The following is a 16945-nucleotide window of genomic DNA, read 5'->3' on the forward strand; positions in this document are numbered from 1 at the left end:
ACTCTCAAAAAAAAGGAAATTTATGCACAAAAAAATAATTGCTCTGAGTATCGTTGCTTTTTATGCACTACCTACTGCCGCATCCGATTGTTGTACCAATAACGTAGTAACACCAAAATTTGTTACTCGTTCACAAGGCCTAAATCAACCACGTCGCATAGTAGGATTTAGTGATGAATTCTATCGTCCATTCCAAACTGACTTTTATGATAATTTGTACTTTGCTGCTGAATATAGCCGCTCATTCAGATCGGATGATATCGCATCATGTCTGTTTGGAGATGCGCTCTGCGATTGCAAGCTAAAAATTCAAGGTAGCCGCGTAGACAATCGCGACAGTAATGCGTTACTTGCAGATTATTTCTATCTACCAACTGACTTTGAAAGTGAAGTAACCGTAGATCCGATCATACAAAACTTTTTGGTAGATATGTGTTATCATTTGGGTCTTGATAATTGGCTCAAGGGATTATATTTCTACATTCAAGCACCAATCACCTGGACTAAATGGGATTTGAACTTTTGCGAACAACATATAACTGAAGGTACCAATGGTTACGATGCTGGGTATTTTACGCCTGCTGCACTCAATCGTACTCATTTGCTGAATAGTTTTTCTGCATATGCATTGGGTGATGCTCCCGCAAATAACATATTTATTCAGGATGTTACCGCAACTACAACTACATCTGAAACAATTACTACTATATTCAATCCACTCAAATGTGCAAAAATGGGCAATTGCGGAAACAAAACAAAAACTACACTTTCAGAAGTACGTGCTGCACTTGGGTGGAATGCGTTGTTAGGCAATCATTACCATGCAGGTTTGAATGTCCAAGTCTCTATCCCAACGGGAAATAAAGTAAAACCTGCTTTCTTATTCGCACCGCAAAACGGCAATGATGGCCACTGGGAACTTGGCATTGGCGGTAACGCGCAGCTTAAATTATATTTAAGTGAAGATGAAAATCGTTCGCTCGATTTTTATATGGGCGCAGACATTACCCATATGTTTAAAAATCATCAATCACGCACGTTCGATTTACAAGATAAACCACTCAGCAGATATATGCTTGCAGCTAAAATGACTGCACCAGTCAACAAAGGATTAGATAATGTATTTAACATTGCACCTATATTGCAATTTGATCATGAATTTACTCCGGTAGCAAATTTGACCACTATTGATGTTGATGTAAGTATTGGCGTACAAGTTGATTTGGTACTTATGTGCAACTACACCTGGAACCAGTGGAGCTTTGACCTGGGTTACAATCTTTGGGCACGTTCATGCGAATCAATACATCCAAGAAAAGGTTGTCCGACCGCACTTGACAGAAATGCTTGGGTACTCAAAGGTGATGCACAAGTCTATGGATTTGCACGTACTACCGATATATTACTAGAAGGCGCTGCCGTAGAACTATCCGCGTCAGAAAGCGATGCAACCATTTATGCAGGTACTAACTATCTTGCAAGCGGTGCAAGCACACCTGGTTTAGTTACTGCGGGACGTCTTAATCCACACATAGATCATGCCAACCAAGCATTTGCAGGAAGTAATCAAGTGCTCGATGCAGTAGTAGGCACCAACGGCCAAATTAATACATCAATTGATCCTATAGTCATCACAAATATGGATTTGAATTTAGTACGTACACAAGGTTTTTCCAACAAAATATTTACTTACCTCAGTTACGAAGGTGCAGAACGTAAAAAATGGGGCGAAACATTTGCACCAATTTTTGGTGTAGGTTTTGAAGTTGAATTTGCAAAAAATGATACCTGCCAAGATGCAAATGATTCATGCCCTACTTATTGCAATGGTCCATGTGTACGTTGTGCAGCATCTCAATGGGGAATATGGATCAAGGGCGGCCTTGCATTCAGATAATTCAGAATATTGAACTATACCCAAGAAAGATATTAAGCTAAAAGGAGTGAACAAAAAAAAGGAGACATGCTATGAAAAAAATATATCAAGTTCTCATAGTTATATGCTCCAGTTCACTCCTTTTTGCTCAATCAGAAAAAAAAGTTATCACGTTTATCAATCAACGATCGGCAAGCACTAATACTGCATTAGAACTTGCCGGATGGGAACGGCTCGTCAATATTTATAACAATAATAAGTTTTATTCAACGCTTGCAATTGCATTTGAAGCCACCAAATCATTCCGCCCAGACCGTATCGCCCAATGTCTCTTTGGTGATGATGTACTCAATTGCCCAGAAAATATTCCTGTCTGTTGTAAAAAACATGCGAATACACACAAATGTTGTGATAATTTTCAACCAAACTTAACTAAATATCGAACCTGCCAAAGCAGTTTTTTAGTAGCCGGTAGTCATAGCGCACGACGTACTGCAACTAGTTGGCTTGCTGATTACTTTGGATTACCAACTGATTATGAAAGTGAAATCCATGTCAAACCTCAAATAAATAATCTTATCGTTGATTTTGATTGGTACCTGGGGTTCAGTCATGGACTATATCTACGCATACACGCACCGGTCGAATACACCAAATGGAATTTATACATCTGCGAAGATATACTAAAGACAGGCACTAATGCGTATGCTCCGGGATATTTTAATCCAGATGGTGCAGAACGCCATGATTTAGTTCCCAGTTTTTTAGACTTTATCAGCGGATGTGCAACACCAGACATAGCAGACATTACATTTGAACCATTACAACATGCTAAAATGAGTTTACACACGTTACATAAAACAAGCTTTGCTGAAATACAACTTGCCCTTGGCTGGAACTTTTTACTTGCTGATTGGTATCACTTGGGCGTCAATGTACGCACTTCTATTCCCGCAGGCAATAAACCACATGGTGAGTTTTTGTTTGAGCCTATGGTTGGTAATGGTCATCACTGGGAAGCTGGTATTGGTATTTCAGGACATGTAATGGCTATTAACCATGAAGACACCGGTGAACAATTTATGATTCATGGTGACATTAATTTAACTAGCGTACTGAGTTCACAAGAAAGGCGCTCTTTTGATATAAAAAATAAACCAAATAGTCGCTACATGCTTGCGGCAAAATTCAACACAAATAATCCTGATAACTTACGCGGCACGGTAGATGGTACACCAACACAGCCCGACTTTTTATTTGCCGGTACCTATACTCCTGTTGCAAATTTAACTACCTTGGACATTGATGTACACGTTGGTCTACAAGTTGATCTAGCACTCATGCTTTCGTACATTCATGAACGGTCCAGCTGGAACATTGGTTATGGATTCTGGGCACGCAGTTGTGAAGAATTATGCATATGCAAAACCCCTTTTGATGATGATACTACTAAATGGGTGCTCAAAGGTGATGCACAGATGTATGGCTTTATGAGTACTGATGATGCGCCACTGCAAGCAGATGATCCTGTTGCCCTATCGGCAAGCCAAAGTCAAGCAACAGTACATACAGGTACAAACTTTCCACGCGATACTACAGATTTTGTACCAGGTCAAAAAAATCCCAACATAGATAACCCGCAAGCAGCTACCGCCGGCACAAGCAATACCGCATTGCTCTATGCACCGGGTATTGGTGATCCAGGCAATAATCAAATTAATACATCAATCAACCCAATTGTACTCACGCGCGCAGATATTGACTTGTCTAGTGCCAGTGCACGCTATGTCGCACAAAAATTATTCATGCATTTTAATTACACGCTCATTGATCACACTTCAGTCAAACCATATTTTGGTTTTGGTGCAGAAATTGATTTCGGGCGTCGGGCAGGATGCACACCAGCAAAAGAAGTATCATGCTGTATTAATGCGGCACTTTCATATTGGGGCGTGTGGATAAAATGTGGATGTACGTTTAGATAATCTATGCTTTGATACATCTTCTGATGAAGCACGGTGTATTGTACAAATAATAAGATGCTTGCTCTTAAGAATTCTATTTTTTTATACTTGGTGCGAAAGGGGCTTGCCATGAATAAAAAGTTATATCTGCTCATATGTGGAAGTATGTTGAGTACATACATCCACGCTGATACTTCTTTCGTCAACGTATTACAAGGTAAATCTTTTTTCAGCGCACGCTCACAAAGCGAAGATGCTGCAAGTGAACTGACCGGCTGGCACCCATTCATCCATCGCAACACGCCAAAAAATTATGGCACCTATGGATTCTATATGACCTATGCACGTTCTATCCGTGCTAACCGCATAGCAGAAGCATTATTTGGGACAGATTTATTAACCATATCAGGCAGTATGGTCACTAATCGTGGACATAATGATATCTTGGCGGATTATTTTGGATTATCGCCTGAGTTTCTTTCAGAAGTACATTTAGCCCCACGCATACAAAACGCTATGGTAACCTTCCAAGGTTTTTGGGGGGTTAATGAATGGATTCGTGGATTATACTTACAAGTAAAAATACCTGCAGTTTGGACTGAGTGGGATATGAACATGACCGAGTTGGTAAATAACACAGGCAGCACGGTACCATTCCCACCGCTCTATATGGCCCTGGATGCAGTACCTGCACCGGTAGATTCTTTTGTTGAAGCTCTGAAAGGCAACACTACATTTGGTGCTATGCAAACTCCTTTACAATTTGGCAAAGTAAATGGTGCACAATCAAAAGGCGGCATTTCAGACATTCAAATGGCACTGGGTTATGATTTTATCTTGCGCGAACACGGTCATGCAGGATTAAACATACGAATTGCAATCCCAACAGGCACACGACCTAATAGTCGATTCTTATTTGAACCAGTTGTAGGTAATGGCAAGCATTGGGAACTGGGCGTTGGATTTTCCGGCGATGTATTAATTTGGGAAAAAGACGGTGATCAAGAATTACGTTTTTTTGCTGATGTTAACTTGACCCACTTATTCAGCTCACGACAACTACGTTCATTCGATGTACACAATGGGCCATGCGATTGTGATGATGATATAAATTTTGGCAGCCGCTATATTTTAATTAAAGAGTTTGATGCTGATGGCAATGCAATTGGTGAACTCGCACCACTCATTAATAAATCTACGCTATCATGTGACGTGCATGTATCTATGCAAATTGATATGGTTTTTATGTTTGGTTATACCTATAATAACTTTTTGTTTGATATTGGTTACAATGGTTGGATTAGAAGTCGAGAAAAAATAAAATTGAATTGTAATTTTCCCGATAATCGTTATGCGTTAAAAGGTATTCAAGACACATTTTTTGGCGGTGGTGCACCAAGCAACATTACACAAAGTACCGCAACCTTAATGGGGAACAACTTTGCTGATCAACTCTTGGTAGCTGACGTCAACTCACCGGTGTTCCTCACCGAACAAAATATAGACTTGCATTCTGCTGCTGCATCACGTGCAATGACACATAAGATTTTTACCTACCTGGGTTATGCATGGGAAGAACGCTTTGAACAAAACCAATATGTGCCATTCGTTGGTATTGGTGCCGATATAGAATTCGAAGGTATCAATACACGCGATACCATTCAACCAGATAAAACTACCTTATCACAATGGAGCTTCTGGATTAAGGCTGGATTTACTACATAAGAATCTATTATAAGAATCTATTATAAAGGTTGAAAATATGATACGTATACGCGCCATAGTAACCATAGTATTAATCACACATATGTGCTATGTGCATGCAGGATTCGATACCATTAATCAGCAAGAATTCCCTGATACCATTATATTTATGTTTAAAGACGACATGTCATCACCTGAACAAGTAACCATACACTATGGGCTACGCCAATGCACTATTAACAAAGGTACATTGAAAAAAATTTTAGTTAACAAAGACGCAAGTGATACGGGTAAAATATATATCGATACCGGCTATGAATGGCCACATTACATTGTTGAATATCCAACTAACCCAGGACACAATGTAGAAAATACCTATATTACCCATACCATTATTATCAACGATCTTGCGCGTTATGCATCAGGTAAAAAATTATCCCCACCAGGATTTAAAATATATGAGTACAAGTATCAAAGAGATTAATTAAATTAGCCTTAAATCTTTTTTACAGGCCTCCTCTCGCCATTTTTAAAGCCCCGATTTATCGGGGCTAAACTAACTAACCAAAAGGTTATTATTCTTTAGTTTCAATAATGAATTCGCCATTTTCATGTTTGATGATTACTTCTTTAGGCTTTAATTTGCAAACTTTTTCCTGCCAATCATCGAGTAATTTTATAAACATTTTAATAGGTATCTTAAATTCAATGGGATTATCTAAATCTTCTGCATGCAAGCTACTTAATAAAATATATCCATCTTCTTTTTCTAAATGAGTCGCATTACTGCTTGTACCTGTTTCATTATCATTTAGTGCAAATTCTCTAAATGATTCTCTTCCCGAACAACCCACATCATCAGTTAAGAAAAAACTTATATCACTCATTTCTACATTAGATGCACCTTGATATGAATAATATCCACGATCATTTAGCAATAATTTTACAAATTCCATAATATTTTACCTTACTTAAGAATAGGGTATGCAGATGTTATAAGTCCATTCTCCGTCATAAACATACGAATATCAACTCCATTCTGAACATAGCTATCAATTCTGTATTTTCCACCAGGAACTTCTACAAACTTAGCTCCATCTTTTATAAAATTATCATATGCTTCACAAATAATACCAACAACCTTTTCCCGTGACCAATGTGCAGGAAAAAATGTCTTATCTTTAAATAGTCTACCATTTACCCATATATCCGCTTTATAAAAGCCACTTTCATGCATCACTTTATTCACGAATTTAAATGATTTACTATTTTCAATAATATTCATAAAATCATGATGCAACCCCCCAAGTTTTAACACACCTTTTTTAGTAAAATGTAAATCAAATCCTATATATGTTGATAATCATTTATTTGTAAATGCTGAAAACACTAAAGCCCCGATTACTCGGGGCTTTTCTAGCTGATGAATCAAATAACTCATTATTCTTTAGTTTCAAAAATAAATTCATCATTTTCGTATTTGATAATTACTTCTTTAGGCTTTAATTTGCAAACTTTTTCCTGCCAATCATCGAGTAATTTTATAAACATTTTAATAGGTATCTTAAATTCAATGGGATTATCTAAATCTTCTGCATGCAAGCTACTTAATAAAATATATCCATCTTCTTTCTCTAAAAATGTTGCATTGCTACTTGTATAAGAAAATCGATTATCTAAAATAAAACCTTTGAATGAATCTTCTTTAGAACAACCCACATCATCAGTTAAGAAAAAACTCAGATTACTCATTTCTATATTAGATGCATTCTCGTAACTATAAGTTCCCAAATTTTTATTAAATAATAATTTTACAAAATCCATTTAAACCCTTTTATTTTAAAATGGGATATGCTGATGTTATAAGCCCATTTTCTGTCATAAACATGCGAATCTTAACTCCATCTGTAAAAGAAGCTTCGATTACATATTTGCCACCTTTTTCCATAATTTCTTTAGGTATATTTTTAACAAAACTATCATATACTTGACAAATGGCATCTAGAACTTGCTCTCGCGTCCAATGCGAAGGAAAAAATGTTTTATCTTTAAGCAACTTTCCATTAACTAAGATGTCAGCTTTATAAAAGCCACTTTCATGTGTTATCTTATTGATAAATTTAAATGACTGACTTTGTTCAATAATATTCCTAAAATCATGATGTAACCCCCCAAACCTCATTACTCCTTTCTTATTAAAATGTAAATCAAATCCTAGTATATGCTTGTAATTAAACTTCAAAAATTTATTTGCTGCCTTACCAAATCCTTTTCTTTTAAAGTCAAACATATTACGAAGACACTCTATTTCTTTTTCGAGTCGCCCCAATATATTCTCAGCAAATGCTTCTAACAAAGTCTGCTCGGCAGACAATGCTTTCTGTGCACCGCCAACAACCTTGTCTGTTGTATTCTGAAACCATGATGATGTTTCTCCAGCTTCTTGTCCAACTTTTACTGTCAAACCCTCAGGCGTTACAACAGTCGGTTTATTGCTTATATTTTTAATGCCATTCTTTATCGTATTTTTAAAGTTAGCTGCAAGCTCACCGCCTTCTTGCAATAAGGTTACTATTTCTCCACTACGTATAAGAGAAATAGTTTTTGCTATTCCTTTAGCAAATGCAATATCACCAATGATACGGCCAATAATACGAGCCTGATCTTCTGCTGGCATTTGGGCTAACTGGTTCATAATATCTGGCATGGTGTGCCATAATGTTTCAAACATTTCTATACGATTTCTCAATCGTTGCGGCATCAGTTCTCGTGTATTTACGATACCATGTTGTTCTGTTTGAATATCTTTATTTGCCAAATCACCAAATTGCAATACATGCGCTGCACCCAATCCCATATCTATCGTAAGCAACCCTAGTTCCTTGATGAGCACAACATAGTCAGTTATTTGCAACGTTGGATCAAAACGAGATAAGCATTCAGCACTAGCTATTTTTATCAAGTGCGTTGCATACGCTGCATGATCAATCAGACTCACTGGTTGTTCCGCCTTCAACATGCCACTCTTACTGTTAGCCTCAAGGGCCAATGCTGACCATTCTAAATACTGATCGAAATCGCTTGAATCTGATTTTATCTTGTCTAATAAGTTATTTAGATAAGTATCTTTTTCTGGGCTAATATTATAGGAATAGTTATACGCTGGTGTAGAAACAAGTTCTATACTATCATCGAATTGTATTTGATTGTGATCCATTGCAATAGCCGGTTTCTGCTCAGCACTTTTGCGTTTTACTGGTCCTTCTTGTGACAAACGTACCTGCATAATTTCCCGTGCTACTTGCAGTTCGTTAAAACCCACTCTTTTTATGTATTGCAATATTTCATGCGCCTGTTGTTTACTTACGCATAATTCTCCACCATACCAAGGCCAACTGTCTTCCAATGCATTAAATTCTGCCTGTGCCCTTGCCAAATCAGCTGTCATAATAGTAAACAATATTTCAGTTATAGGCTCTTTCAGCATAGTATCTGCATGCATCGCTTGGTTATATGCATAATCTTGTTTAATTGCATGCCAAGTTGTACGCGATTCTTGCAAAAGAATATTTTTCTTTTGTTGTAATGCGTGGTTACTTCCGGTAGACAAGATCATACGCAATCGGGGTGAATTTTGATCAGAAACATGCCGTGTTATATGATTAACATTATTTGCCATTGCATCCTGTATATCTTGTATATAGCTTTCTGCTTGTGCAAGTAGCTCCCGCATTGGCTTGCGTACTGATGGCCAAAATAATGCCGTAACATAAGACCATCTAATCTCACTTTGTAACTCATCTCTGATCTTTTGCAATGCTTGTATATCACGATGATTATATAATTTATGTAGCTTACTTTCGCTCACATGAGCAACCGTTACCATATAGTGTTCTTTGTTGGCATTATTGTGATATAAAGTAGCACGGTTGATTGGAGCACGTGGTTGATGATTGCTTTGTATTTGATCAGGAACAATACTGGCTGGTGTAATATTATTATCTTGCACATAATCAGCAAGCCTGTTCCAATCCCATCGCCCATTTACAAAGTTTACCTGAATATCAGACGGCATAGACGATACAATTGCATCTATTTGCTCCCCTGAAAATGTGAGCGTTTCTTGGGCATTAGTAAATGTTATATGGCTTTGGTCATATAGGACTGTATACCGCATAGGAGGAACCGACATGCCCGGATTCATCAACACCAGCCAAAGTAATGTTATTTTTTTATAAATAGGAACTAACATAACATACTTCCTTAACTTGTTATCTTATGCCAAATAAACCCCAAAATCCCCTGATCCCTATCGTGTGTAACACGATCAATTTTTGCCAAAATAGTATCTACCGCATCAGCACTCCAATTTTTTCGTTGCTCTTGTAGATCATGAATCAGCTGTTCTAATGTTGCGATTTCTTTTTTCGTATCAGCAGCTTGTGTATCCGTTTGAGTTGGCAGCTTTTCTTTTAGTTTTTTAAGAACACTAACTGCCGTATCATATGTCTGTTCTTGACGAATAATAAGCTCTTCATCCCGAGATAAATGCTGGCGCACCGCTTGATCGCTCCATGAAATATTATGCAAAGCAACACCACTATTGCCTCCAACCGATCCCCCTAGGGATGTTCCAACACCAAATAGTCCTGCAGAGGCATTCACTCCAGCCTGACCAGATCCGTTAATACTTACTTGATTTGATTGTAATGCTCTTTGAATTAAATGATTTCGCACAAACTGACTTTTTTGTATCAATTGGCCTTCGCGCTGCACCTCAATGCCTTCTTTTTGCAACGCTAATCCTTGCTTTTGTAACTTAATATTCTTCTTTTGAAGTTTTTCCTGGCGCTGCTCTTTTGTTTCTTCTTCTTGCCTATAACTGGTATAACCATCAAACTTATGGATATATGCGAGTGCATCTTGCAAATGTTGTTGCTTAATAATAGCTATTGGATTTTCATCATCACTATCACGTACTAATCTAACTGCTATGGCTACTAAATGTTCAAAATCACGTCCAACCCAACCATCATTAAATAATGGTTGTAAGAATTGATTTAAAAAATTTGTATCACATGCAACATCTAATTGCACATTATCTTTATTACACACATCGGTAAAGACTTTATGTGTATCTGCGTGTGTAAGTGGCTTAGTAAACTCAACCCAATTACCACGCGCTCTGCTCAGAAATTGTTTTGGTAATTTATTTAATCGGTTTAATGTGCCGGTAACATATAAATATCTTAGCCTTTGTATGTAGTCCATAAAAGTCCAAAAATCAGTAGAGTTCTCCTGCGTATCATAATTAGCATCACTAAAGTTTTCAAACCACAGATTGATTTCTTCAAAGTTAATGATAGTCGGTACTTTTTTACGAACTAGATCATTCAAAATTTTCATCATATTAGCCGCAGTGCTACCTCTGCCTTTCTCTCGTATATCTTTCCCAATAATAGAATGATGGTTCCAACCTAGTTTATACGCAAGTGCATGAGAAAAAATTGATTTACCAGTACCTGATGGTCCCCAGAACAGCATCATCGGATACAATTCTGTATATAAGTGAGGTTTTTGTAGCATATTGAGAATTCTTTTCGCCTCGATTGGTGCACTATCAAATGCGGTATTTAATTTTTGTTTACTATAGCCATATTTGTTGAGAATTTGATCATCATTTAATTTTTCTTCTGGAGTTTCTTGATCTGATTCTTCTGAGTAAAATACTTCTTCTGATTCTGAAGAAGATAAACTATCTTCAAACCTCATTTCTGATTTGGCAAGGTTGCGCCAATCAGTTGGATGATCCATAGAGTAAGAAAATGAGATAGTAAGAATTGACACTAAGAAAAGTGCATAGAATTTTTGCATGGCTTTCATGCGATACCCCTAACAAAAAAGTATACTTAGAATAACTGCTACTATTGTTCGATATTAGGGATTTTATATAAAAGTTCAAGTGGTAGATTTAATTACAGATAAACGTTACCTATAGAATTAATGTTTTACTATAATAAGACAGGAGTGAGTTTAACTATATTTTCTATATGTCAATAATTGACTTTGAATATGACTTTACTTTAAGGCATATTCGAACACTCTTTGAATTATGTGGAATCACAGAGATTGATTGACCTTATTTGCACTCTTATTATTTCATTACAAATTATAGTCTTTTAAAATTGAAATTTTAAGAAAGGATGTTTCATAAATAACTTCCACTCGCAAAGCCTAATCAGGTACCTTTTTAGGTACACATTGCTTGCTAAAAAACCTCTTATAGACAAAATTGTTTAATATATTAGATCGTTCTAATATCGCAAATGGCACACCAAAGTATTCTCTACTTAGCATGCCATGAAACCTTGCTCTTACAAATCTTACTTATTCCGTAAACGGTGCATCCTTCGGATTGTACTTCCGACTTCGCTTAAGCTATGACCAGAGCCATGTACTTATTTATTTCGTAGACTATGCACATATCCCACTACATCATCTACCGTTTGCAACTTCTCTGCTTGTTCATCACTAATCATTACCCCTAGTTGTTCTTCCATTTTCATGATGATTTCAACAATATCAAGTGAATCTGCACCAAGATCCTGCAATGTAGCAGTACCAGAAATGGTTTTTGTGTCTATGCTCAATTTATCTGCAATAATTTTTGCTACCTTATCAAAGGTATCTTGTCTATTGAATTCTGCCATTATTATGATTCCGTTGTTTCAGTTTGTTCTATGACTTCTGTTTGTGGAAGCAATGTTTTCAATGCCTCAATATCTGTACGCTTATTAATTGATATGTATTTTTTTTCTGGATACATCTGAGTAATCATACCTTCTAATGTATTGCCAGGACCCACTTCTATAATTAGATCAACATCCTGCAAGCCTTCCAATACACGAGCCCACATAATTGGAGAGGTAATATGCGCAACCACGCGTTGCTTAATATCCTCGCCTTGAATGATCACCCGACCATCTATGCCAGAGATCATGGGAATTTTGACATCTTTAAAATCTACTTTTTCCAAGTAAATTTTAAATTCATCTGCAATTGGTTGCATCAAGTTAGAATACAAACCAATTTCTGGGCTGAGATCTTCTATAATCGCATCATCTTCATTCTTGCTAAGTTCCCGCACACGTACAAGAGCCGATGTATGCCCAGAAATGACGTGATCAGTATCACTATTATATATTGCTATATCAGCCTGTGCATCATCAGCACTAGCTTGCATGCAAATTTTTTTCATACGTTTGGCATCAATACCACGCACACGAATAACATCTATCTGCATAGTTTCAAGTGCTTTTTCATAAAAACCAGCAAACTTGTTAATCAAATATAAACCATCTGGCAGCGTAATACTTCCAGCTGCAAAAAGTGCACTATATTCACCTATGTTATATCCAGCTACCAACGCAGGTTCTACGCCAATTTCTTTTAATACCGCATAAATGGCAGAACTGACTAAAAATATGCTTGCATATGCACGATCCATTTTGCTCAGTTCAATATCTGAAGAAGCAAAACATAACTTTACAAAATTATGATCCAAGCAATTTGCTGCTTCTTCAAAATATTCTTGTACAATACGATAGTCATCATATAATTCTTTCCCCATGCCAACAAATTGACTTCCATATCCGGGAAACAATAATGCTATTTTCATAAAGCCCCTTATTAAGGTTTGTAGCGTATTGCACACATTACTTGATAGTATCTAATAACCTCTGCATACGCGTAATAGCCTCCATTTTGTTCATTACCACAAGCAATTCAAACGCTCCTGGCCCCGAGCTCGTGCCGATCAATGCAATACGTACTAATTGTGCCAATGGTGCCAATTTAATAGCATGTTCTTTTGCAAGTTTCTTTACTTCTTCTTTTATTATATTTACGTCAAATGCAGGTTGTTTCTCAAGAATTTTTATCAACTCTTGTAGATACTCAGGAGAATGAGAATCTATCCATTCGGTCAAAGCAGCTGGATCATATTGGGTTACCCCATCATGCAAACGGATCATTTCTTGCACAAGTTCACGTAAAGTTTGTACACGCACTTTGTACAAATCAATCACTTGCTGAATCTGTCCTTGATTCCAATTTGATAATCGCTTTAATATATGTGGTTCTACATCTGCAACTATGTAATCATATAACTCTGCTGCGGATGCTGCTTGCATATATACACTGTTGACCCATCGCAACTTATTAACATCAAAAATTGAGCCTTTTTTACCGATATCTGCTAATGAAAAATATTGAATTAATTCATCGCGAGTAAAAATTTCTTGGTCGCCATGCGCCCAGCCTAATCGTACTAAATAATTTTCTAATGCACGAGGTAAAAACCCCTCAGTGCGGTATTCGAGCACAGAAGTTGCCGCATCACGTTTGCTCAACCGATCGCCGCTTGGCCCTAGTATGAGAGGTAAATGCGCAAATTGCGGTACTTCATACCCACATGCTTCATACAGCAATATTTGTTTTGGTGTATTGGAAATGTGATCTTCGCCACGAATAACATGCGATATGTGCATATCATGGTCATCTACTATAACCACGAAATTATACATTGGGGTACCATCAGAACGTGCAATAATAAAATCATCAAATTGATCTATAGGAAAAGTAACACGTCCACGAATTAAATCATCAAACACAATTTCTGAACGGTCATCTGGTAATGCAAACCGTAAGACATATGGTTTGCCCTGCTCTTTTGGCTGCTGTGTACGACAATACCGATCATATTTAATAAATGGATTATCTTCTGTATGCGTTGCTTGATAACGTTTAATATGTGCTTCCGGGTCACAAAAACATTTATACACTTTACCTGCAACAAGCAACTCCTGCAATACTCGTTTATGTTTCTGAATATTTTGAGATTGTGTTACTATCGGTTCATCAGGCAATAGATCTGCCCATGTTAATGATGAAAGAATTGATGTAGTATATTCTGGCTTTGATCGTTCTAGATCTGTATCTTCAATACGTACTAAGTACGTACCACCATTATGACGTGCAAACAACCAATTGAATAGCGCAGTACGCAAACCACCTATATGTAAATGCCCTGTTGGAGATGGTGCAAAACGCACCCGAATAGTTTTATTAGTATGCGTACTCATACAATTCCTAATATTTTTATTTTATGCGATTTGTGCTAATTTTTGTTGAGCTTGTCGGGCCCATGGCGAAACAGCAACCATGTCTATATCATGTTGTGATTGTACCAGTGCACTCCAGACATTCTGTGCTTCTGACATATTGTCCTGTGCCCAATAGTAATCGCCCAAAAAGAATTGTGCTGCATCACGAAACTTATTTGTCTCATCATGCGCTAAGTTGATCAAACTTTGTACCCCAACTTGTTGTACAGCTGCATCTGACATATCTATTTGCAACAATGCATGTTTCATTTTAAATAATGGTGCTACTGGGTCATTGTTACGCAAAGACGCAACTACTTTATCTAATACTGCTAATGCCTCATCTTTTTTGCCTTCTTTAAGAAGAGCATCAGCTTGAAAAGCTAAAAAATACGGCTGTAGATATGAACCACTCTGTTGATCAGCACCTAGTTGGAATAAATCTTGCACTGCACCCCATCCAGTACCTTGTTGATATGCACGACGATATTCAGTAACATATTGTGCAAAAACTCGTTGCGCCGCTCGTTCACGGTAAGAAACATACCAACGATACATAAAAAACAAAATACCACTTGCCAGCACAATGCCCGAACCTATAAACACATATTTCAAATACGGTGAACGTTGAGGTTTGCGGCCCATCATTCTGTTGTACCAGCCATATACCGTAGAGCGAATTTCTTGCGTAAATCCATGAACTGCCATTATATTCCTTTATAATTTTTGTAATGTGGTTAACCTTCAAAACTACATAAAAACAAAGGAAAGCTATCACATTTATGTAAAAAGATGAAGCCTATTTATGACTGCACCCACTCTATAACAGATTTTATTTTTTTTGCTACGAACCCTGTGTGCCGATTTTGCTTCTTCAAACACTCAAACACACGTTCATTGAATATCGAAATAAATTTTTGCTCAGTTACACGATGTGCAAATCGTATCGCTTGTTCAATCGCACGTCCATGAGAACAACCGTGCGCTACCACAACGGGTTTTTTTAGTCCCAATAATAATGCACCACCAGCGCGCGCATAATCAGTATTTTTTTTGATGTTTTCTATCACACCTCGGTTAAGCCCATACAATAAGCGACGCCACCATGATAATTTATTAACTTCTGTACGAAGCAAATGCATAATCATACGAGAAGCTCCTTGTGCCGTTTTGAGTAACACGTTACCCGCAAAACCATCCACAACTATAACATCTGCATGACCATCAAACACATCACGTGCTTCAATATTACCTATAAAATTAAGTTCTTTGTGTTGGGATAACCGCGCATACACTTCTTTTACCAAAGCGGAACCTTTGTATGGCTCATGCCCATTAGCAAGAAGACCAATACGTGGGCTATGAATATTTTTCATCAACTGAACATACACATGTCCCATGGTAGCAAACTGCTCAAGATGCTCAGGTTTACAGTCTATATTAGCACCTAAGTCCAGACAAAATACGCTGTTACCGCTGCTTGTTGGTAAAAAACCACCAATACCAGGACGATTAATACCTGATGCACGACCAATTAATAACGTGCTTGAAACCAGTACGGCACCCGAATTACCCGCAGAAACTATTGCATCTGCATTGCCATCTGCGACAAATTGAATGGCACGTACTAATGACGCATCTTTTTTACGGATTACACTTTTGGTTGGCGCATCATCCATATTTATTTTTTCTGTACAATGAATAAGCGCAATAGGCGTTTTACGCCATTGCGCATCTAATTCATTCAGAATAGGCGTTATCACCTGTTCGTCACCAAATAATGTAATAGGTATACCGCTACGCGCTGCGTGAAGTGCACCTTGTACAATTGCGTGTGGTGCTAAATCACCACCCATTGCATCAACTGCAATCATGGATTTTCCTTGATCAGCACAAGCAGTTATACTCATACTTACTCAGTAGCTGGCACTTCTTGCTTTGATTGTGCTTCTTTAGACTTAGTTTCTGTACGTTTGACTGCACGGTCAGATTTGGTTGCAATTACTTTTGCACCTTTGTAAAAACCACAACCTTTACATGCCTGATGAGGAGTCAATGGTTCTTGGCAATTCTTACAACGAGTAATTGCATGTTCTAAAAGACCTTTATTTGCAAATCGTTTATCTCTGCGCGACTTGGAGCGCTTACGCTTTGGTACTGGCATCTATCATCCTTGTGAACTATAGAAATTATGATTTTTTCTACTTGAAATGTTACCATGGTTATATACAATCAAA

The 16945-nt window shown here is 37.4% G+C and carries 14 protein-coding genes and 1 pseudogene; 4 read left to right on the top strand and 11 right to left on the bottom strand.

The window, feature by feature from the left end; genetic code table 11:
- Positions 1-22: 22 nt before the first annotated feature.
- The 4 genes from PK943_01645 (at position 23) to PK943_01660 (ending at position 6028) form a co-directional block, all read left to right on the top strand.
- Positions 23-1897, top strand: coding sequence for a hypothetical protein (locus PK943_01645; protein ID HRN77917.1), 1875 nt, complete (start codon positions 23-25; stop codon positions 1895-1897).
- A 71-nt stretch (positions 1898-1968) separates the two neighbouring features.
- Positions 1969-3861 carry a hypothetical protein gene (locus PK943_01650; protein HRN77918.1) on the top strand — a complete coding sequence of 631 codons (1893 nt, stop codon included), beginning with the start codon at positions 1969-1971 and terminating at the stop codon, positions 3859-3861.
- Positions 3862-3969: 108 nt separating this feature from the next.
- The gene (locus PK943_01655) at positions 3970-5565 is read left to right on the top strand and encodes a hypothetical protein (GenBank protein ID HRN77919.1); all 1596 of its coding nucleotides are present in this window, start codon (positions 3970-3972) and stop codon (positions 5563-5565) included.
- 37 nt (positions 5566-5602) lie between these two features.
- Positions 5603-6028 (top strand): hypothetical protein, encoded by a 426-nt coding sequence (locus tag PK943_01660; protein HRN77920.1) that lies wholly within the window; start codon positions 5603-5605, stop codon positions 6026-6028.
- A 91-nt stretch (positions 6029-6119) separates the two neighbouring features.
- Here the strand turns inward: PK943_01660 and PK943_01665 are convergent, their stop codons facing one another.
- The 11 genes and pseudogenes from PK943_01665 to rpmF form a co-directional block, all read right to left on the bottom strand.
- Positions 6120-6500 carry a hypothetical protein gene (locus tag PK943_01665; GenBank protein HRN77921.1) on the bottom strand — a complete coding sequence of 127 codons (381 nt, stop codon included), beginning with the start codon at positions 6498-6500 and terminating at the stop codon, positions 6120-6122.
- Between the two features lie 11 nt (positions 6501-6511).
- Positions 6512-6862, bottom strand: coding sequence for an EndoU domain-containing protein (locus PK943_01670; protein HRN77922.1), 351 nt, complete (start codon positions 6860-6862; stop codon positions 6512-6514).
- A 122-nt stretch (positions 6863-6984) separates the two neighbouring features.
- The gene (locus tag PK943_01675; GenBank protein ID HRN77923.1) at positions 6985-7368 is read right to left on the bottom strand and encodes a hypothetical protein; all 384 of its coding nucleotides are present in this window, start codon (positions 7366-7368) and stop codon (positions 6985-6987) included.
- Positions 7369-7378: 10 nt separating this feature from the next.
- The gene (locus PK943_01680) at positions 7379-9796 is read right to left on the bottom strand and encodes an EndoU domain-containing protein (protein ID HRN77924.1); all 2418 of its coding nucleotides are present in this window, start codon (positions 9794-9796) and stop codon (positions 7379-7381) included.
- 11 nt (positions 9797-9807) lie between these two features.
- Positions 9808-11427 (bottom strand): ATP-binding protein, encoded by a 1620-nt coding sequence (locus PK943_01685; GenBank protein ID HRN77925.1) that lies wholly within the window; start codon positions 11425-11427, stop codon positions 9808-9810.
- A 575-nt stretch (positions 11428-12002) separates the two neighbouring features.
- Complete coding sequence (acpP, locus tag PK943_01690; protein ID HRN77926.1) at positions 12003-12254, bottom strand: acyl carrier protein; 252 nt, start codon at positions 12252-12254, stop codon at positions 12003-12005.
- 2 nt (positions 12255-12256) lie between these two features.
- Positions 12257-13222: an ACP S-malonyltransferase gene (locus tag PK943_01695; GenBank protein ID HRN77927.1), complete on the bottom strand. Its 966-nt coding sequence runs from the start codon at positions 13220-13222 to the stop codon at positions 12257-12259.
- Between the two features lie 37 nt (positions 13223-13259).
- Positions 13260-14687, bottom strand: coding sequence for a glutamate--tRNA ligase (gene gltX / locus PK943_01700; GenBank protein HRN77928.1), 1428 nt, complete (start codon positions 14685-14687; stop codon positions 13260-13262).
- Between the two features lie 21 nt (positions 14688-14708).
- Positions 14709-15416 (bottom strand): hypothetical protein, encoded by a 708-nt coding sequence (locus tag PK943_01705; GenBank protein HRN77929.1) that lies wholly within the window; start codon positions 15414-15416, stop codon positions 14709-14711.
- Positions 15417-15511: 95 nt separating this feature from the next.
- Positions 15512-16618 carry a phosphate acyltransferase PlsX gene (gene plsX / locus PK943_01710; protein ID HRN77930.1) on the bottom strand — a complete coding sequence of 369 codons (1107 nt, stop codon included), beginning with the start codon at positions 16616-16618 and terminating at the stop codon, positions 15512-15514.
- An 86-nt stretch (positions 16619-16704) separates the two neighbouring features.
- A pseudogene (gene rpmF / locus PK943_01715) lies at positions 16705-16872 on the bottom strand (50S ribosomal protein L32).
- Positions 16873-16945 lie beyond the last annotated feature (73 nt).

Source organism: Candidatus Dependentiae bacterium (assembly GCA_035445995.1).
Lineage (GTDB): Bacteria > Babelota > Babeliae > Babelales > Vermiphilaceae > DAOMRS01.

Bases quoted from the DNA above. Each gene is read 5' to 3' on its own strand.
- PK943_01645 (HRN77917.1), top strand. From the start codon at position 23: ATGCACAAAAAAATAATTGCTCTGAGTATCGTTGCTTTTTATGCACTA.
- PK943_01650 (HRN77918.1), top strand. From the start codon at position 1,969: ATGAAAAAAATATATCAAGTTCTCATAGTTATATGCTCCAGTTCACTC.
- PK943_01655 (HRN77919.1), top strand. From the start codon at position 3,970: ATGAATAAAAAGTTATATCTGCTCATATGTGGAAGTATGTTGAGTACA.
- PK943_01660 (HRN77920.1), top strand. From the start codon at position 5,603: ATGATACGTATACGCGCCATAGTAACCATAGTATTAATCACACATATG.
- PK943_01665 (HRN77921.1), bottom strand. From the start codon at position 6,500: ATGGAATTTGTAAAATTATTGCTAAATGATCGTGGATATTATTCATAT.
- PK943_01675 (HRN77923.1), bottom strand. From the start codon at position 7,368: ATGGATTTTGTAAAATTATTATTTAATAAAAATTTGGGAACTTATAGT.
- PK943_01680 (HRN77924.1), bottom strand. From the start codon at position 9,796: ATGTTAGTTCCTATTTATAAAAAAATAACATTACTTTGGCTGGTGTTG.
- PK943_01685 (HRN77925.1), bottom strand. From the start codon at position 11,427: ATGAAAGCCATGCAAAAATTCTATGCACTTTTCTTAGTGTCAATTCTT.
- acpP (HRN77926.1), bottom strand. From the start codon at position 12,254: ATGGCAGAATTCAATAGACAAGATACCTTTGATAAGGTAGCAAAAATT.
- PK943_01695 (HRN77927.1), bottom strand. From the start codon at position 13,222: ATGAAAATAGCATTATTGTTTCCCGGATATGGAAGTCAATTTGTTGGC.
- gltX (HRN77928.1), bottom strand. From the start codon at position 14,687: ATGAGTACGCATACTAATAAAACTATTCGGGTGCGTTTTGCACCATCT.
- PK943_01705 (HRN77929.1), bottom strand. From the start codon at position 15,416: ATGGCAGTTCATGGATTTACGCAAGAAATTCGCTCTACGGTATATGGC.
- plsX (HRN77930.1), bottom strand. From the start codon at position 16,618: ATGAGTATAACTGCTTGTGCTGATCAAGGAAAATCCATGATTGCAGTT.